The organism is Halobaculum sp. P14 (assembly GCF_051195155.1).
Lineage (GTDB): Archaea > Halobacteriota > Halobacteria > Halobacteriales > Haloferacaceae > JBNTKA01.
In genome coordinates this window covers 427,504-445,998 of the sequence record NZ_JBNTKB010000001.1, presented here as the reverse complement: position 1 = coordinate 445,998, position 18,495 = coordinate 427,504, and the positions used below count along the sequence as shown (strand labels likewise).

16 protein-coding genes are annotated in these 18,495 nt (G+C 73.9%); 2 read left to right on the top strand and 14 right to left on the bottom strand.

Annotated features, from left to right (window positions below):
• Positions 1 to 164 precede the first annotated feature (164 nt).
• Positions 165 to 1,427, bottom strand: a complete 1,263-nt coding sequence (gene icd / locus ACQUS7_RS02275; protein WP_435128080.1) for an isocitrate dehydrogenase (NADP(+)) — start codon at positions 1,425 to 1,427, stop codon at positions 165 to 167.
• Between the two features lie 279 nt (positions 1,428 to 1,706).
• On the opposite strand from icd, the gene ACQUS7_RS02270 reads away from it, so the two are divergent.
• Positions 1,707 to 2,564, top strand: coding sequence for an isoaspartyl peptidase/L-asparaginase (locus tag ACQUS7_RS02270; RefSeq protein ID WP_435144229.1), 858 nt, complete (start codon positions 1,707 to 1,709; stop codon positions 2,562 to 2,564).
• Positions 2,565 to 2,594: 30 nt separating this feature from the next.
• On the opposite strand, the gene ACQUS7_RS02265 is transcribed toward ACQUS7_RS02270, so the two are convergent.
• From ACQUS7_RS02265 to ACQUS7_RS02255, 3 genes are all read right to left on the bottom strand, one after another.
• Positions 2,595 to 3,416, bottom strand: coding sequence for a DUF63 family protein (locus tag ACQUS7_RS02265; RefSeq protein ID WP_435144226.1), 822 nt, complete (start codon positions 3,414 to 3,416; stop codon positions 2,595 to 2,597).
• Positions 3,417 to 3,510: 94 nt separating this feature from the next.
• Positions 3,511 to 4,335, bottom strand: a complete 825-nt coding sequence (locus tag ACQUS7_RS02260; RefSeq protein ID WP_435144224.1) for a DNA-directed RNA polymerase subunit epsilon — start codon at positions 4,333 to 4,335, stop codon at positions 3,511 to 3,513.
• Positions 4,336 to 4,445: 110 nt separating this feature from the next.
• A complete protein-coding gene (locus ACQUS7_RS02255; RefSeq protein ID WP_435128087.1) occupies positions 4,446 to 5,630 on the bottom strand; it encodes an MFS transporter in 1,185 nt (394 codons plus the stop codon).
• A gap of 139 nt (positions 5,631 to 5,769) precedes the next feature.
• On the opposite strand from ACQUS7_RS02255, the gene ACQUS7_RS02250 reads away from it, so the two are divergent.
• On the top strand, positions 5,770 to 5,940 hold the full coding sequence (locus ACQUS7_RS02250) for an HVO_0758 family zinc finger protein (protein WP_435128089.1): 171 nt from the start codon (positions 5,770 to 5,772) through the stop codon (positions 5,938 to 5,940).
• Between the two features lie 133 nt (positions 5,941 to 6,073).
• Here ACQUS7_RS02250 and ACQUS7_RS02245 read toward each other — a convergent pair whose 3' ends face one another.
• The 10 genes from ACQUS7_RS02245 to ACQUS7_RS02200 all read right to left on the bottom strand — a co-directional run bounded on the left by ACQUS7_RS02245 (position 6,074) and on the right by ACQUS7_RS02200 (position 18,467).
• Entirely contained in the window at positions 6,074 to 7,162 is a 1,089-nt protein-coding gene (locus ACQUS7_RS02245; protein ID WP_435144220.1) for an aldo/keto reductase, read from the bottom strand.
• 63 nt (positions 7,163 to 7,225) lie between these two features.
• Complete coding sequence (locus ACQUS7_RS02240) at positions 7,226 to 8,392, bottom strand: DHH family phosphoesterase (protein ID WP_435144217.1); 1,167 nt, start codon at positions 8,390 to 8,392, stop codon at positions 7,226 to 7,228.
• Between the two features lie 159 nt (positions 8,393 to 8,551).
• Complete coding sequence (locus tag ACQUS7_RS02235; protein WP_435144214.1) at positions 8,552 to 9,463, bottom strand: NAD-dependent epimerase/dehydratase family protein; 912 nt, start codon at positions 9,461 to 9,463, stop codon at positions 8,552 to 8,554.
• Positions 9,463 to 9,891, bottom strand: coding sequence for a DUF5791 family protein (locus ACQUS7_RS02230; RefSeq protein WP_435128097.1), 429 nt, complete (start codon positions 9,889 to 9,891; stop codon positions 9,463 to 9,465). The genes ACQUS7_RS02235 and ACQUS7_RS02230 overlap by 1 nt, the downstream gene beginning before the upstream one ends.
• A 55-nt stretch (positions 9,892 to 9,946) precedes the next feature.
• Positions 9,947 to 13,036, bottom strand: coding sequence for a DUF7286 family protein (locus tag ACQUS7_RS02225; protein WP_435144211.1), 3,090 nt, complete (start codon positions 13,034 to 13,036; stop codon positions 9,947 to 9,949).
• Positions 13,033 to 13,629: a DUF7284 family protein gene (locus ACQUS7_RS02220; RefSeq protein WP_435144209.1), complete on the bottom strand. Its 597-nt coding sequence runs from the start codon at positions 13,627 to 13,629 to the stop codon at positions 13,033 to 13,035. Before ACQUS7_RS02220 ends, ACQUS7_RS02225 begins: the two co-directional genes overlap by 4 nt.
• The gene (locus ACQUS7_RS02215) at positions 13,626 to 14,009 is read right to left on the bottom strand and encodes a DUF7285 family protein (protein ID WP_435144207.1); all 384 of its coding nucleotides are present in this window, start codon (positions 14,007 to 14,009) and stop codon (positions 13,626 to 13,628) included. Before ACQUS7_RS02215 ends, ACQUS7_RS02220 begins: the two co-directional genes overlap by 4 nt.
• The gene (locus tag ACQUS7_RS02210; RefSeq protein ID WP_435144204.1) at positions 13,999 to 14,502 is read right to left on the bottom strand and encodes a DUF7283 family protein; all 504 of its coding nucleotides are present in this window, start codon (positions 14,500 to 14,502) and stop codon (positions 13,999 to 14,001) included. Before ACQUS7_RS02210 ends, ACQUS7_RS02215 begins: the two co-directional genes overlap by 11 nt.
• Positions 14,503 to 14,598: 96 nt before the next feature.
• On the bottom strand, positions 14,599 to 16,416 hold the full coding sequence (locus tag ACQUS7_RS02205; RefSeq protein ID WP_435144201.1) for a type II secretion system protein: 1,818 nt from the start codon (positions 16,414 to 16,416) through the stop codon (positions 14,599 to 14,601).
• A complete protein-coding gene (locus tag ACQUS7_RS02200; protein ID WP_435144199.1) occupies positions 16,413 to 18,467 on the bottom strand; it encodes an ATPase, T2SS/T4P/T4SS family in 2,055 nt (684 codons plus the stop codon). Before ACQUS7_RS02200 ends, ACQUS7_RS02205 begins: the two co-directional genes overlap by 4 nt.
• Positions 18,468 to 18,495 lie beyond the last annotated feature (28 nt).

Below are 18,495 nucleotides of genomic sequence, written 5' to 3'. Positions count from 1 at the left end.
GTTTGAACGTTCGCCTCTCCGAACCGGGTCCCGGATGACCGGCCTCCGACCGGCCGGCCGCTGAGCGACGAAGCGACCGCTCGTCGACGCGGTCCGAAAAAGCGTGGAGAGAAGCGCTGCGGGTCGCGGACTGCGGGTCGCGGTCTGCGAGCCGCGGGTCCGGCTTACGCGAGGTCGTAGATGCGGTCGACGACTTCCTCGGCGAACTCGGAGGTGGCGAGCTTCTCGCCGCCCTCGATCTGCCGTTCGAGGTCGTAGGTGACGCGGCCGGAGGAAATCTGCTGTTCGACGGCGTCGCGGACGAGGTCCGCGGCGTCGTTCCAGCCGAGGTAGTCGAGCATTTCGCGGCCCGAGAGAATCATCGCGGTCGGGTTCACCTTGTCCTCGCCGGCGTACTTCGGCGCGGAGCCGTGTACCGGTTCGGCGAGCGCCTTCCCGTCGCCGTAGTTGATGCCGGGCGCGATGCCGAGCCCGCCGATCTGGGCGCCGGCCGCGTCGGACAGGTAGTCGCCGTTCAGGTTCATCGTCGCGATGACGGAGTAGTCCGACGTCCGGGTGAGCAGCTGCTGGAGCATGTTGTCGGCGATGCGGTCTTTCACGACGACCGTGCCGTCGGGCTGCTCGCCGTCGTACTCGTCCCACAGTTCGTCCTCGGTGATGACGTCCTCGCCGTACTCCTCTTCGGCGACCTCGTAGCCCCAGTCGCGGAACGCGCCCTCGGTGAACTTCATGATGTTCCCCTTGTGGACGAGCGTCACCGAGTCGCGGCCGTTGTCGACGGCGTAGTCGATGGCCTGCCGGATGAGGCGCTTCGAGCCGAACTCCGTGATGGGCTTGACGCCGATGCCGACCGGGCCGTCGTGGATGACGTCGTCTTCGCCCATCTCGTCTTCGACGAACTCCTTGACCTGCTGGACCTCGTCGGTTCCGGCCTCCCACTCGATGCCGGCGTAGACGTCCTCGGTGTTCTCGCGGAACGTCACCATGTCCATCTCGCCGGGGTTCTTCACCGGCGACGGGACGCCGTCGAGGTGGTACGTCGGCCGGACGTTCGCGTACAGGTCGAGCGTCTTCCGGAGCGCGACGTTGAGCGACCGGAAGCCGGCGCCGACCGGCGTCGTCAGCGGGCCCTTGATGGCGACGCGGTGCTCTCGGATGGCGTCGACCGTCTCCTCGGGGAGGTTCTCGTCGTACTTCTCGCGGGCGGATTCGCCGGCGAACACCCGCATCCACGCGATGGAGCGGCCGGTCGCGTCGGCGGCGGCGTCCAGTACCTTCTGGGCGGCCGGCCCGACGTCGGTCCCGATTCCGTCCCCGTGAATGATGGGGATGATGGGGTTGTCCGGGACGGACAGCTCGCCGGTTTCCTCGTCGGCGACCGAAATCTTCTCCCCGTCGGCGGGGAGCTCGGCGATGTCGTAGCTCATAGACGTGCGTGCAGATTCCGAAGCGCCCGTAAAATGCCTGCCGTTCTCCGTCTCCGAGGCGGATTCCGCGGCGTTCCGGATGGTACCACCGGATGGCGGCGTCGACGCCGGCGGCGCCGCCCGGCGATTTCGGACGCGGTCGGGTCGCCCGCCGCGGACACCGCGCGCTGCGCCCACCGCGCCGCGCAGCATCGCACGGCAGCGCGCGGCACCGCGCGCCGCGCCGCGTCGCTCACCGATTCCCGGACGCTTTTCTCGTCCACCGGCGGTAGTCGTGGTATGCGCGTCATCTGCCACGGCGGCGCCGGCGGCGCCCCGGACGAACCGAAGCCCCGACAGGCGGTGCTGGACGACGCCGCCTCGACCGGCGCAGCGGAGTCGGACGCCGTCGACGCGGCCGTCTCGGCCGTCGAGGTGCTGGAGGAGTCACCGCGGTTCAACGCCGGCGTCGGCGGCGCGGTGCAGTCGGACGGCGTCGTCCGCACGGACGCCGGCCTGATGACCAGCGACCGGGACGCCGGCGCCGTCGCGTCGATGACCGGCGTCGCCAACGCCGCCGCGGCCGCGCGGGTCGTCATGGCGGAGACGCCGCACGTCCTCGTCGTCGGCGACCACGCCGAGGCGCTCGCCGCCGACTACGGCGTCGACACGGACCGCGACCTGCTCACCGACGAGAGCCGCGAACGGTTCGCGGACGAGGAGCCGCCGGACGGCGGCCCCGCCGACCACCTCGCGTGGCTCCGCGAGCGATTCGGCGGCCACGACACCGTCGGCGCCGTCGCGTACGACCCGGACGCCGACGAGTACGCCGCCTGCACGTCCACCGGCGGCCGCTTCTTCGCGCTCGCCGGCCGCGTCGGCGACGTCCCGCAGATCGGCTCGGGGTTCTTCGCCGCGCCCGCCGGCGGCGCCTCCGCGACCGGCGCCGGCGAGGACATCGCGAAAGCCACGCTCAGCCGGCGCGCCGTCCGCCACCTCGAAGCCGGACTCGACGCGCAGGCCGCCGCGGACCGCGCGCTCGACGAGTTCGGCGAGCTCACCGGCTCGGACGCCGGCGTCATCGTGCTCGGCGACGGCGACGCGGGCAGCGCGTACAACACCGACGGGATGCAGACGAGCGTCGCGACGTCCCGCTGACGAGCGGCGGAAGCGGAAGAAGGAGCCGGGTCAGGCGCCGGAGACCGCGAACAGAATCGCGTTGTGGACGCCGGGTCCGAGTCCGACGGCGGTGACGCCGGCGAGCAGCAGGTACCCCTCGGTCGGTTCGTCCTCGACGACCGGCGCGACCGCAGCGACGACCGCGGCGGCGACGACGAGTTTCACGGCGACGAACAGCCACCCGGCGCCGAGCGCCTCGGCCGTCGGGAGGCCGGCGGCGAACTCGATGATGAGCCGTGACAGCGGCGTGCGTTCGCCGTAGCCGAGCAGGTCGACGCCGACGGCCGTCGTGACGCCGTCCACCGCGTGCGCCGTGACCGCGAGCGCGCCGACCGCGCCCGTCGCGGCCGACTCGGCGTGGACGCGGAACAGCACCGCGGCGGCGACGACGCCGAGCACCGCGCCGCCGACGACGCCGAGCAGCGGGAGCCACGGCGTGAGTGTCCCGTGCGTCGCGCCGTACGCGATCGCGCGCGCGACGACGCCGCCGGCGGCGACGACGCCGACTGCGCCGAGGAGCCGGGCGGCCGCCTCGGCCGAGGTCGTCGAGCGAAGCGCCGCAAGCCACGTCGCGCCGGCGACCGCTGCGGTCGTCAGGTACGCGGACGGCGTCCCGAACAGCGGCGCCGCCGACGCGGGCAGCGCGCCGAGGACGTACAGGGCGTGTCCGGCGGCGCCCGCGACCATCCACGGAACCGCCGCGAGCACCTGCGCCGCGCCGAACGCGGGCCGACGCTCACGGAGCGCGTACCCGACGCCGGCGAGCGAAACCGCGAGCGCGACCAGGTAGGGCAGCGGCGGCAGCCCGAACCCTTCGGGGAGAATCGCCATGTGTCGGTCGCTCGCGCGGCGCCGTGAAAGCGTTGCGGTGCGCGGCGCGGCCGCGGCTCCCCCCGAAGTCGCCACGTCCGCTCGCGAGGAATCGTCAGTCGCCGCCGTCCGGCCTCGCGTCCGGTTCGGCGTTCGCGCTGGAGCCCTCGCCCCCGGCCGCGTGGCGGTCGCTCGCCACCTCGGGGATGTTCGGGTCGCGGTTCGGGTTCCGGCCGAGCGCCGCGCCGCGGAGGCCGCGGTCGTCGAGCTGCTCGTCGAGGACGTTGTCGAGGCGGTTTACGTTCGTCGTCGTCATGTCGTACTGGTCGAGCAGCCGCCGGAACGTCTCGTCGGACTTCATCGAAAGCTCCCGGTACCGGTCGTACAGCTCCGTCATCCGGTCGGCGTCGAGTCCGGCGACGTACTCGTCGTCGTGGAGGCCGAGGTAGCGCCGGCGCTCCTCGGCGACGACGTGGTTGACGACGACGAGCGCGACCTTCTCGATGGCGCGCTGGCTCCCGAACGCCGTCAGGTCGAGGCCGTCCATGACGCCGAGGACGCGGTCGCGCTGCCACGGCGTGAGGTCGAGCGTGTCGCAGATGGCCTGCGTGATGCGGAGCCGGTCGAGCCGGTGTGCGCGCTCGGCGTGCCCCTCGGTCGCCGGGTGGCGCTCCTCGTGAAGCCGACGGACTCGCTCGGAAACGTCGGCGTCGCCGCCGCGGGGCCGGCCGATGCGCGTCGCACTCGGCGTGACGACGTCCCAGCGGCGGAGCGTCGTGTCCCGCCGGGCCTCCGCGCGGCCGAGCGACCCCGCGCCCGGCCGGCGGTCGACGCGGCGCTCGGCGGCCCCGGCGTCGTCGGCGTCGACCCAGCCGACGCCGGCGCCGTCCGCGGCTGTCGCCGAGGCGTTCGCGGACGCCGCTGCGTCGCCGTCAGTCACGTCCCGTGGCTGGGTCGGCCTGACTGATGAACCTCACGCTCACCGCGTCGGCTCGGCAGCGGACGCCGCGCTTGAGCGGAAGGAACCCGGAGCGGGCGGTCACGGAGCGGTCACGCGGGGAGTCGGCCGGCGCGCCGCAGGCCGCCGAGCACGACGACGAGCGCGAGGACGACGACGGCGCCGGTCGCGTAGATGACGTCGTAGGCGACGCCGGCGTCGTGGAGCACGCCGACGGCGGAGGAGCCGCCGGCCTGCACGAACATCATGCCGGCCGAGTAGACGGCGTAGGCTGACGCGCGCGTCTCGTCGGGCAGCGTGTCCAGCAGGTACGTGTCCATCGCGGGGAACAGCGAGTGGATGACGTAGCCGAGCACCGCGGAGACGACGACGACCTGGACGACGCCGGAGGCGGCGACGAGCGCGGCGAGCGACGCGGCGAAGGCGGCGAGGATGGCGAGCATGTACGGGACGTGCGGGAACCGGTCCGCGAGCCGGCCGGAGATGAGGAACGCCGGGACGCCGGCGGCGAAGATGACCGTGAGGAGGTTCCGCGCCACCGTCGGGTCGAGGTCCTTCCCGGCTTCGGCGGCGACGTACAGCTCGTAGAAGTTGAAGACGCCCTGCCAGACGAACCCCGTGATGCCGAGGATAACGACGCCGGTGGCGATGGTGGGCCACTCCCGGCGCGCGGCGCCGAACAGGTCGCGGTCGCTTCCGCCGGCATCGGGCAGGTCAGTCGACCGGGCCGCGAGGAACACGAGCAGCGTCACTGTCGCGGCGGCGACGGCGATGGCGACGAAGACGGCGCGCCAGCCGCTGACCAGTCGTAGCTGGAGCGTCAGCGTGACCGTGACGAACGGCGCGGCGACCACGGCTGCGAGCTGGCTCGCGGTGCCGTGGACGCCGACGATGCGGCCGACGCGGTTCGGGAACAGTTCGGAGACGAGCGGGTTCCCGGAGACGAAGTAGGCGCCGGAGGCGAGCCCCATGCCGACCGCGGCGACCATCAGCATCGCGACGGAGGTCGCGCTCGCCGCGAACGCCGCCGCCAGCGTCAGGACGGCGCCGGAGCCCAAGACGACGTGGTGACGCGGCACCTTCGTGAGGAGCCAGCCGACCGGGAGCCGCGGCACCGCGCTGCCGACCCAGACGAGCGTGACGAGGATGCCGGCGGTCCCCTCCGTGATGGTGAACACGCTGATGAACTCCGACAGCAGCGGCGCGAACACGACCCTCGCCATGTTGACGAGGAAGACGGCGCCGCAGAGCGTGCCGAACAGGCGGCTGCGAGACACAGCCGGCGGTTCGGAGCGCGCCGAGTCAAACGTTCCGGCTCGCCGCCGCCGCGACCCGTCCGCCGGACGACCGCGGGGCCGAGCCGGCGCCGTCGCCTGCAACGCCGTCTTTTTCCCGGTGCCCGACAGACGTGTCCCCATGAAGTCGACGCGAAAGGGGCTGCGCGACGGCGACCTGGAGAAGGACAACTACGAGCGGCTCGTCTGCGCCGACTGCGGAAAGTCCCTGAAGACCGAGAACCCGCCGGACGAAGTGTACACGATTCGCCGCTGCCCCGAGTGCGGCGCCGAGTACAAGGAGCTTCGCTGACCGACGAACGAACAGACCGCACCGCCCGGTCCCCGCGCCGCGTCACAGCCTCGACCGCTTCTCTCTGACACCCGTCCAGCAGTATCGGCTCCGCTTAACGCAGACGCCAGTCGTCAGGCGCGGCTTCGGGTCGCTACTCGAACACGTCGTCGAACGCGCCGGCGCCGAGCGGGTCGAAGGTGCCGGCGGCGACGTTTTCGCGGACGTGCTCGACGCTGCTGGCTCCGACGAGCGCGGCGGTGACGGCGGGTGCGGAGCGCGCGAAGTTGATGGCGCGCTGGGCCGTCGTGTCGCCGGACAGTTCGGCTTCGACGTCCCGCGGCAGCGACGCGGCGAGTTCGCCCTGTCCGAGCGCGGCGGCGGCGAACACGGAGAGGCCTTCGCGGTGGCAGAACTCCAGCGCCGACACCGTCTCGTCGCCGTGGCTGTGCGCGTCGACCGTGAACGCGTCCGCCATCGCGACGTTGAACGGCAGCTGCACGGCGGCGAGGCCGTGGTCGTCGACGCCGACGGCGTCCGCGGCGGCCGCCGCGCGGTCGAGGACGACGCCGAGGTCGAGGTGGCTGTCGTCGCCCGGCGGGACGCGGAACGCCGACCAGGTGGCGACGCCGTACCGGCCGACGTCGCCGGCGGCGCGGCGGCGCTCCAGCGTCTCGAAGGCGGCCTGTAGCTGGTCGTACACGTCGGCTCGGCTGCGCGCTTCGAGCTGCGTCTCGGGGTTGTGGACGTAGTACAGGTCGACGGCGTCGACGCCGATGCGGTCGAGCGACCGGTCGAGCATCGCGTCCACGTAGCCCGGTGCGATACAGTGGCTGCCGCGCGCGAGCGCCGCCGGGTCGACGACGCCGGTGTCGATGAACTCCCGGCGGACGTACGCGGCGGGGTCCTCGGGGCGGTCGCCGTCGAACGGCAGGAAGCCGGCTTTCGACGCGACGACGACGGAGTCGCGCGCCGCGTCGCTCTCGCGGAGCGCCTCGCCGACGACGCGCTCGCTCCGGCCGCAGCGGTAGTTGCTGGCGGTGTCGACGAGGTTCACGCCGCTGTCGAGCGCGAGCCGAACCGCGTCGCGGTAGTCGTCGTCGACGGCGGCGGTCGGGTCGCCGAGGTACGTGCCGACGCCGACGCTGGAGACGACGCCCGGCCCGAACCGACGGAAGTACGTCCGGCCGAATCGGCCGCCGAAGCGGTCGCGGTACCCCCACGTGCCGCGCGAAGTCGCCATGGTCGGTGTCGGCGCCGTCCGCTCAAAAAGGGCGTGCTCCGTGGCTTGTGCCCGCCGGCCGCGCTACACTTCCCCCGACATCGCCTCGAACAGGCGGTCGACGAGGTCGTCGCCGCGGGGCGCGGTGACCTCGGCCGTCCCGTCGGCCTGCACCGACGGCGGGATCTGGCCGCCGCCCATCCGCGCGTGGCCGCCGGCGGACGCCGACGGGATGTCGTCGACGGCGGCGCCGAGCGCGCGGCCCATGTGGACGCGGTCGTCGCGCGACCGTCCCGACAGGTGGATGGTGCCGTCCTTGTCGCCGAGTACGACGACCGCGGTGACGCCTTCCAGCCCGACGAGTTCGTCTGCGGCCTGCGGAATCGCGTCCGCGCTGGAGACGGCGCCGACGTCGCTGACCGCGAACGACCCGCGGAGCTCTCGGCCGGCGATGGCGCGCGCTTTCACCTCCAGCGTCTCGGTGCTCACCTCCGGGTCCGCGATGCGTTCGAGGCGGTCCTCGTCGACGCCGCCGTGGAGGTAGCCCGCGGCGGCGAAGTCGGCGGCGGACGCGCCGCGCGTCAGCCGGTTCGTGTCCGAGAGAATCCCGTACAGCAGCCCGGTAGCGACCCGCGTCGGGAGCGCCAGCCCGGACACCTCCGTGTCGTGCGCCTCCGGCGGCACCGGGGTCGCGCCGACCTCCTCGAAGTACTCGGCGACGATGCTGGCGCAGGCGCCGTAGTCGGTGCGGACGTCCGTGAACAGTTCGCCGCTCCCCTCGCCGGGGTGGTGGTCGACGACGGCGAACGGGAGCACGCCGTCCGCGCCGGCGAAGCCGCGCGGCTCGTTGTGGTCGACCAGCACGACCGACTCCGCGGCGAGTTCGGAGACGTGGTCGATTCGGTCCAGGTCGACGTCCAGTACGGTTCGGAACGCCCGGTTCTCCTGGCGCCGAATCTGCCCGGCGAACTGGACGGTCGCGTCGGTGTCGACGGACGCGGCGAGTTCGGCGACGCCGAGCCCGCTCGCCATCGCGTCGGCGTCCGGGTTCGGGTGGAGCAGCACCGAGACGGCGTCCTGCTCGGCGAGCGCGTCCCGAAGCCGTTCGCCGTGCGTCCGGCCGAGCCGGCGGACCAGCAGCGCCGCGACCACCAGGGCGACGACGCCGACGCCGACGGCCGCCGCGAGTTCGGGGTTCGCGGCGAGTCGGTCGGCGAGTCGCTGGAGAGCCCCGCCCCCGAGTTGCAGCATGTCCGAGGCGAGAACCCCCCGGCACAAGAAAGTAACAGACGGTTTATTCCGCGGACTGCGCCGGGTCGACTCCGACGAGTCGCCGACGGCTCCGCGGCGCCCGGCGGCGATGACGCGCCGCGCTCCGCCTCCTCGGCCGCGGCGGACTTCGTCGCCCGGTCACTCGCCGCGGTAGGCGTCGACGGCCGCGCGGTAGCCCTCGCGGAACGTCGGGTACGCGAACTCGTAGCCGAGCGCGCGAAGCCGGTCGTTGCTGCAGCGTTTGCTGGTCAGAATCCGGCGTTCTGCGGCCGCCGAGAGACCGTCGTCCTCGAGACGCTCCGCCTTCGTCTGCTTGTCCGGGCGAGCCACGCCGCACTCGTCGGCGAGCCAGTCCGCGAACGACCACTTGTCGACCGGCTCGTCGTCGACGACGAGAACCGTCTCGCCGCGCGCGACGTCCTCGGTGAGCAGGAAGCGCACCGAGCCGGCGGCGTCGTCGCGGTGCACCATGTTCAGGTAGCCGGCGGTGACCGGGCCGTCCAGGTAGCGATGCAGCCGGTACCGGTCGGGGCCGTACAGCCCCGCGAACCGCGCGACGGTCCCGTCGATGCCGTGGTCGGCGGCGACGTCCGTGGCGACCCGTTCGGCCTCGGCGAGCACCGCGGTCTTCTCCGTCGTCGGGTCGAGCGGCGTCTCCTCGTCGACCCAGTCGCCGCCGTGGTCGCCGTACACGCCGGTGCTCGACGTGTACACGAGCCTGTCGGGCACGTCGTCGCGGCCGCCGTACTCCCAGATGACGTTCCGGAGCCCCTCGACGTACACGCGCTTCGCCGCGTCGGCGCCGCGGCCGCCCGAACTCGCCGCGAACACGACGGCGTCGGCGTCCGGGAGCGCCGCGAGCGACTCCGGGTCGGTCGCGTCAGCGCGGACCGCGGAGACGGAGCCGTCTGCGGACGCCTCGTCCGCGTCGCGCACCGCGGCGAGCCCGTCGTCCGAGCGCCGGACGCCGGTCACGTCGTGGCCGGCGGCGGCGAGCTGCCTGGCGAGCGCTACGCCGACGTAACCGCAGCCGACGACGACGACACGCATCAGCGGTCGGCGCGCTCTGCGATGAGCGCCTGTATCGCCGCCAGTTCACCCAGCGTCAGCCGCGTGCGGCCTTCGAGCGCCTGCTGTACCTCCTGACCGGTGAGGTCCGGGTCGATGTTCGCGGCGATGGTGTCCACGTCGAGGATCGCCGTCACCATCTCCATCATCAGGTGGTCGCGGACCTCGTACGCGAGGTCCTCCGCCGGCACGCCCTCCGACGCCGACAGCACCGCGGCGGCGTCTGCGAGCCGCACATCCGATACGTCGCCGGCGGCGATGGCGTCGACCACGGCGTCGTCGACGCCGGTCTCGGCGACGAGCGTCTCCGCGCCGTGTTCGTCGACGACCGCGCCGAGCCGGTCGGCGTACGCGGACAGCAACTCCGCCGGCGTCGACCCAGCAGGGTCGGACACTGCCTCGTGAAGCATACCTCTACTCGCCGGTGCGCGCGGAAAACCGTTGCTCCTCGCGCCGTCCGTCCGTTCACCCACCCACGTTGCTGTTCGCCGGACAGGCGGCCGTCGCCGTCGGCGACGGACAGGGCCAGCCGGCGGACCGCTCGTCGGCGTTGCCGTCGACGTCGCCGACGCCGCTCTTCCCGGCGGGGACGACGACGAACACCGCGGTTCGAGTCCGGAACGAGACGCGCTCGGCGCGTCCGAGTCGTTCCGCGTCGCCGTCGCCGTCGACGTCGAGCGCGGCGACCGAGCCGTCCCGGACGTATCGGGCGCCGGCACCCGAGCCGAGCGGGCCGCCGGTGGACGCGGTGACGCTGAACCGCGGATAGACGCCGCGAACCTCGACGTCCCACACGTTCACGGTCGCGTACCAGTACCCCGGGATCGGCGCGACCGGCAGCCCGGCGAGCACACCGGCGAACGTCTCGTTGACGTAGCGCTCTCTCACCGCCGCCACGCCCCGCTCGCCAGCCTTCCTGACGGCGGCGGCGACCAGCGCGTGTCTGACCGATCGGGTTTCGGTGACTGTCGCGTTCGTCATTCCGCGCGGGACCGCGACTCGGCGACTCGTCACTTCGTCCGCGACGACGACCCGGAGAGCGACGGCGAGCCGGTCCGACTCGACGCCGGAAAGAGCCTCATCCTCGGCGGCCGCGGCCGCAACGACGTTCGCGTACGAGCCGTTCGTCGCGGCGACGGCGCGGACGCCGACGGCGGGCCACCGGTGCTTCGTCGCCTCGACGGCCGCCCGCCGCTCCGACCGGGTGAGTTGCGTGCGACGGCGAAGCACCGCGTCCGCCCGGTCGTCGACGCCTCGCATCGACTCCGTGACGGCGACGAGGAGCGCGTCGCGGTGCCGGCGGAGCGTCCGGTTCGGCGCCGCGGCGAGCGTCCGGTTCGCCGACCGCAGCGCGCGGGCGCCGACGCGGAACCGCGCCGTCCGGCGAGCCGGAAACACCGCCGACGCGACGGTGTCCGAAGCGTCCCCCGTCGGCAGCGTGAACACGTTCGTGTTGCGCGCGGCGAGCGGGTGGACGGTCGTTCCGGGCGTGACGCTGGATGCCTGTGCCGCGTCGACCGCGGTGAGCGTCAGATAGCCCGGGTCACCGTGCGGCGTCAAGACGACCGGTCGGTCGAGCCACCGGCCCGCCGGCCGGGGAGCCGGCGCAGTCGCGTCGGCCGCGGTGCGGCTGAGCGCGGCGAGTCTGCCCGCCGCGTCGACGTCGACACCGGCGTCGCGCAGCACTGACCGAAAGGCCCCGTTTCGGTCGGCGGCGGTCGCGCTCCGCTGGTCGAGGGCTTCGACGACGGCGTCGAGATAGGCGGCCCGTGCGGCGACGCGGGCCCGGTCCGCTGCCCCGTCGTACGTCGCGGGCGCGTCCAGTAGTTCGGTGCGGCGAGCGCGGAGGGCCGCGGCGAGTTCGGCGGCGGCGTTCGCACGGCCGGCTGCGAGCTCCGACCGCGACACGGTCGTCGTCACGGCTCGGACCCGGTCGCGAAGCCGCGCTACGTCACGGTACACCCAGTCGCGGAGGCTGGCGGGCCGACTCCCCTGAACCGTCGCGGTCGTCGTGCTGGCACCTCGGCGGGTCGCTCGCTTCGCGAGCCGGTCGACCGCCGCGCTACTCGGCGCGAACCGGTCTCTGGCGCGGCGCTCGATGTCAGCGAGGTTCGGTCCGTCGAGCGCGCCGCCGGCACGGAACACGGGCGACGTCGTTCGGGATGGCCCGGGAACCGACGGCCGATACGTGCCTCGAACCGTGACGCGGACTCGGTAGCGGTCGGTCCAGTCCCCGCGGGTGGTTCTCGTCGCGGAGCCGTTGCTCCACGTTCTGACCACCACGTGGTCGACGACGACGGACCGGTCGGCGGCCAGAAACGACGCGGGGTCGGAGGCGTCGCTCGCGGCGTCGCGGTCGACCACCGCGGCCGAGCGGTGGCGCTGTTCGCCGACGAGCGTCCAGTTCGCTCCCGGGTCGTCGGGAGTCGGACGTACGCCGCGGGTGGCGCTGACGACCCGGACGCGACGCGTCACCTCGGCCCGGTAGGACGCCGCCAACACCTCGTCGAACCGGCCTTCGAGCAGGGTCACGAACGCGGTGTCGGCGGTGCGGTTCACGCCGACGGTGAACGAGTCCGGCACGGAAGCGCCGTCGGCGGACCCGTTCACGGAGGCGAACCGGGCTCCGACGCCCGAATCCGGTTGCCGTGCGGCGTCGCTCACGCTGAGGACCGTGTCCGTCCAGCCCGCTTGCCGGGTCCGCGATGCCGCGAGGAGGTCCGTTGCGCCGACTCGCGCGGTCGCTCGGAGCAGCGCGGCACGGCCGTCGGGGTCCGCCCGCCCGAACGCGGCTCGCTGTGCGCGGAGCGCCGCGGCGTTCGTCGACAGCTCGACGTGGCGGTTCGAGAGGACGTTCTCGACCGGAGCGCCGCCCCACTGCGCGAGGCCGCGCGCCTCGGCGACAGCAGTGAGTCGCCAGGTGAGCGCCCGACCCAATCCCGGACGGAACGGGTCCGCGTTCAGCCGCCGCTCGTACCGCTGTACCCGCTGATGCATCGCCAGCACCGGGACGCCGACAGTGACGGTGTACGTCTCCCGGTCAGTCGCGACGACGCGGCCGTTCCGATGCGCGGTCAGGCTGACGTTCCGCACCGTGACGCGAAGCCCGGTCCCGTTGTTCACGCCGTCGACGGAGACCCGTTCGATAGCAATCCGGACGTCGGCGGGGCCTTCGAGCCGCGGAAGCGACGCGGTGACGTCGACGCCCCCGGTACGCACCGACACCTGTTCGAGTGCGTCCGCGGCACGGACGGCAATTCGGAGCCGGAGCGCGTCACGGAACGGCTGTTCGGGGTCGAGTGCCGCACCAACCGCGGTCTCGGACGGATCAGTCACCGGCGTTCGGGCGGCCGCACGGGCCGCCCGCGCGGCGGCGACTCTGAGCGCGGGCCTGACAGCCGATTCCGCGCGGTCCACGGCGTCGTCGACCGACCGGTCCTCCGTCACCGGCCCGGCGACGGCGAGCGTGTGGCCGTAGGTGACGCTGCCGAGCAGCAGCACGACGCCGACGAGCGCGAACGGGACGCGTCCCCGGCGGTCGGAGCCGAGGGTCACGCGGACCACGTCCTGACGACGATGACGACGCGGCGGTCGCTGACGGCCGTCGTTTCCGCGCCGCCGCGTTCCCCGCCGGCTCTCCCGGCTGCTGGGACGGTGAACCGGGCGGCGTGAACCGCCCCGACGGGCGGCGGGTCAGCGCCGACGACGATGCCGGGTGTCGGCGTCGCCGCGGCTCCGCCGGGGACCGGCTCCCGAACGAGAATCTGCGTTCGCGCGCCGACCGCCTCGGCGACCGCGCCGCGGACTGCACGCCGGAACCCGGCTCGTTCATCGACCCGATTTCCGTTCGCGGTAGACGCCGACCGCGCTAAGGCCGCCGCAAGGAGTTCAGCGAGCGTTCCGTGGGCAGTTCGATTCGAACCAGTCAGTCCGTCACCGCTCGCTGTCTGCCTGCTGCCGCCGCTATCCGGCTGGTATTTCACGGTGGCTGTGCTCGCTGCGAGCAGTTGGACGGTGGCCCCTGCCCGGCTGTCCGCACCGGCAGCGACCGTCCCCGTCGCTGCGCCGGCGTCGGCGCCGACGAGAGTGACCGCGGCCGCGCTCACGAGGAGGAGACAGAGCGAAACGTCGACCGCAGTGCTCGTCACGACCACACCTCCACGCGGAGCGTCCCGGGGTCGACGCGGCCCGGAGCGACGCCGACAGAAACCGTTCGCTCCGCCGTTTCGGCGCCGGGCGGAGCCGCCGGACCGACGCGCCAGACGCGGTCTGCGGCCCGGAGCGTGACGCGAACGCGAGCGTCGACCTGAATCGCCTCCGTCGCTGTGTCGAGCGCGTCCGGGCCGACGACGCCGCCGTCCGCGAGCCGCTCGTAGAGCCTGGTGAGCGTCGGTGTCGCTCGGTCCCGCTGCGTCGACGGTGCCGTGTCGGCGAGGACGACGGCGTACGCGCTCACTCCGAGCACGACGGCGAGCGTCGCACCGAGCGCCACGGTCGGTTCTGCGACCGCGCGGGCGTCACTCGACATGGACGAGCGTCACCTCCGTGTCGCCCCAGGCGACGTGCGCGACGAACAGCGTCGCCGTCGGTCCTCCGGCCGACGCTGAACTCCAGGAGACCGCGTCGGCAGCGCGGTCACCGGTTCGGGACGTTCGAACCGCATCTGCGAACGCCGCGGAGGAGCCGAACGCGGCGGACGGGGGTTCACCGCGTGCGACCGAGACGAGTTGGTCGTGGCTCCCGGCGGCGACGACCGAGTCGAACGCGAACGGTGCGTGCGCCACGCCGGCGTCAGACCGCAGCACGACGCCGCGCGGCCCGACCGTGGCCCGGTCGGCTGCGAGCCGAACCTCCGCGGCGGCCGGTGGCTCCGCGGCGGCGACGCGGTCGACGACGTTCGCTGCGGCCGTCGCATCCGGCGGCGGCGCAGTCGGAAGACCGAACGCGGTGCCGAGCGCGGCCGTCGCGACCGCGGCGACGCCGAGCCACGCGTACAGCGAGTCGACGGGTGTGTCGAGCATACCCCGCGGTGGCCTCGTTCCCGTATTTGAATCTACGCAGCCCGCGGAAGCGCCGGCGAGCCGACGGGGTTCGGTGGCGCTCGACGCCGCGGACGCTCAGACGACGAGTGCGGCGGCGACGTAGCCGACGAGGAACGCCCCGGTCGCACAGAGGAGCGCCTCGCCGACGCGGACGCCGACGGTCGCGCGGTCGAGGCCGCGGTCGACGCCGACGGCGAGCGTCGTCAGCGTCGCCGCCATGAGCAGGACGTAGACGCCGACTGCGGGCCCGAGCGTGGATATCGGGAGCGCGCCGGCGCCGACGGCGACCGACGAGTCGACGCCGCCGCGCCCTGCACTGGCGGTGACGGCGGCGGTCGATGCGGCTCCGGCGGCGTCGACGGCGGAGAGTCGGGCCGCGAGGGCGACGGAGGCGCCGCCGACGAGCGGCCCGAACACGGCCGCGGTGTCCCGGAGCGTCCCGGTGACGTCCGCGAGGTCGCGCCGGGCGGCGCGCTCGTGTTCGTGCAGTTCGTCGAGGCGCTCGGCGTGCGAGACCAGCGCAGCCCCGGCCGGTCGACCCTCGCGGGCCGCGACCGACAGCAGCGTTCCGGCGGCTCGCAGCCGTCGACCCGTCGCGGCGGCGAACGGCCCTCCGTCCCCGACGAACGCCGCTCGGACGTCGACGCCGAGCGCCCGTCGACGCCGAGCCGCGTCCGCGAACGCGTCGCCGACCGGTCCTGTGAGCGCCGCGCTCACGTCCTCGACGGCCGTTTCGACCGACGCACCGTCGGCGACTCGCCGCCCGACGAGCGCCAGCGCGTCCGGGAGTCCGCGCTGGACGGCGGCGACCTCGTCGCGGACCGCTTTCACGGGGCGGAACCAGACGACTGCGGCCGTACCGACACCGACGCCGACGGCGACCACCGGCGCCGCCCACGGCGCGGCTACCGCCGACGCGAGCGCGGCGCTCACCGCCGCACTCCCGGCGCCCACGCCGACTGAGCCGACGGCGCGGCGACGCGGCGACGGAAGGCCCGGGTGCGTGGCTGCGACCGACGGAACGGGGAACGCGACCGGCCGCGCGAGCAGCAACTTCGCGCCGGCGACCACGAGCGCCGCAGGGAGTACCACGTCGTACACCGCGACGAACGCGCCGGCCGTGACGGGCACTCCCGCGGCCGCTGCGGCCGGGAGCACGCCGACGAGCGCCAGCGGCAGGAGCACCCCGAACGCGTACAGCCCGGTGACGGGTGCCCGAAGCTCCCGCGCGAACGATGCCGCCGAATCTCGGAGTTCGGCGTCGACGGCGGCGGTCGCTCGGTCGAGCAAGCGCTTCCTGTGGTCGGACGGCGCGTGCGCGGCCGCGACGACGAGCGACGCCGCCCTGTCGAGCGCCGGGAACCAGGGCGCCCACTCGGCGGCGAACGAGTCGAGCCCCGACTCCGGTGTCGTCGCCGCTCGCGTGACGGCGCCCGACAGACTCCGGGCGAGCGGCCCCGCCGTCGACTCCGCGGCGAACCGGACTGCGCGCTCCGGAACCGGCCGAAGCCGCATCCCGAGCACGAGCGCGCTGACCAACTCCGACGCGGCGCCGACCGCCCGCGTCCGGCGAACCGCCGCCAGCAGGACCGGCGCACGGTGAACAGCGTGTGCCGCCGCGAGTCCGGCGGCGAGAGCGACCGGCGGTACGGCGAGACGCGGGAAGCCTCCGGCGAGGAACAGCCCCGCGGCGACCGCGGGAGCGAGGACGACGCAGAGACCGTACCCGGCTCGAACGACTGTTTCTGCGTCCACCTGCTCGTCTCCATCGAGCGCGTTGAGCGACCGGACGAGTTCGTCGCTCGCCGCAGGCCGAAACGGATAGCACCGGGCGAACAGCCGGACGGCCGCGACCGCGGCGGCAGCAGCATCACCGCTCCGAGTCCGGCTCACGGCTCTCCGAGCCCCGAAGCCACCGCGGCCCGTCCGGTTCGGCCGTCGTCCGCGAGCGCCTGAATCCTCTCGGCCGATTCGTTCAGCGCGTCCCTGACGTCACGGTACGTCTCGTCGGGCGCCGCGAGCCCGGCGAGCAGCGCGCTGTCGCCGCGGTCGATGACGCCCGTGTCGGCAGCATCTCCGTCTCGGCCGGCCGCTGCGCCGCCGGGGTCGGCGTCGCCGCGCGAGAACAGCGAGACGAACCGGCTGTCCGCGGCCGCGCCGGTTCCGGTGGCTCGCACCTCTTCGACGGCGTCGAGCCGGTGGTCGGCGCCGAGCGTCGCGACGAAGTCGGTCGCGGCGAACGACGACGCCGGAACCCCGAGGTCGGAGACGACGCGTTCGCGGACCGCCGCGGCGCCGGTGCCGTGAATCGTGCCGAGGACGGCGTCCGCGGCGGCGCCGACCCGCATCGCCTCGTACAGCGCCCGCGCCTCCGCGCCCCTGACCTCGCCGACGACGAGCGCGCCGTCGCCGAGGCGCAGCGCGGCCCGGACGGCGTCGGTCGGTGTCAACGCAGCGTCGCCGTCGGTCCCGACCCGGAGCGACTGGACGTCGCGTCCGGCGTCGCACATCGCGGCGACGGGGAGTTCCGGCGTGTCTTCGACGACGATCGTCCGGGCCGCCGGCGGAATCGCCCAGCAGCACGCGGCGAGCGTCGTCGTCTTCCCGGCGCCGCGCGGACCGGCGACGAGTCCGGCGGCGCCGCGTTCGGCCGCCAGCCACAGCAACGCGGCGGCGCGAGCCGGGAGCGACCCGGCGGCGACGAGTCGCGGAAGCGTCCACGGCTCGTCGTCGCGTCGGCGGAACGCGAACCCAGGGCCGTCGCTCGCCGGCGCGGTGACGCCGGCCACGCGAACCGCTCCGGCTGCGGAGCCGCCACCGGCGTCGCTGAACCGGTCGCTGATTGTGGGGAGAGCGGCGTCCGTCGTCGGCGCCGCGCGCGAGAACGACCGGCCGCTCGCCGCACGGACTCGGGAGGCGAGCGTCTCCGCCTCCGCCGCCGTCAGCCTGACGTTCGTCGTCATCGCCTCCCCCGCGACGACGACCCGAACCGGCGCCGAATCGACCGGCGCCGTCAGGTACGCGTCCGTCAGCCTATCGTCCGCGAACAGGTCCTCGAAGACGCCGATTCCGCGGGTGTGTTTCGCGAGAACCGCCGTGAGCGTCTCGACCGGGACGGCCGCGTCGCGGTCCTCAGCGGCAGCCCGGACCGCACGGCCGGCAACGCGGACGCCGTCACTTCCGTGTCCCTGGACGCCGCTTCCGTCGCTGCTGACAGTTCCGTCGGCGAGCGCACCGTAGGCGTCGGTCAGCGTCGACAGCGCGGCGGCATCGAGCCCGGAACTGGGCGGCGTCACGTGGTAGTGCGGCCGAACGCGCCCCGCGTCGTTCGCGTCGTTCACGTCGTAGATGCGGACGGTGGCGCCGGTGTCGAGCACGGTGCGGTCGCGGAGCGTCGACGCCGCGGGCGGTTCCGCGGCGGCGCGGCCGAGCGCGACCGCGGGGGCGGTCGTCGCTCGGAGCGCGTCGTCGTAGCCGGCCGCATCGGCCGCGCACGCTGCCAGCCCGGTTTCGGCCGCGAGCCGGTTCACCGGTCCGGCTCGACCGGTCGCTTCACGCGCGACGGCGAGCGGATCACGGCGTGCGCGGTCGGCGAGTTCGGGGTCGTGGAAGGCCGCCGCGTCGACGAAGCGGCCCGCGGCGAGCAGAAGCGCGGCGGCCCGCCCGTCGTAGACACGGTCGACGCCGGCGTCGTGAACGCGGACGAGGTCTGCGTCGCGGGCCGCCAGCGCACTGACCACCGACGCTCGGCAGCCCGGCGACGTCGCCAAGTCGCCGCCGCGTGGACAGGCCGCGGCGTCGACGTGGAGCGTCACCCGTTCGCCGCCCGCGCCGGCGCCGTCCACCAGGCTGACCGTACAGCGACAGGCCGAGTCGGTGGCGGAGTCGCCAGCGCCGCCGGTGTCGGAGCCGACGTACCGTCGGAGCGTCTCTGAGAGCCGCATGGGCGCGGTGGTCCCGTTCCAGTACTTG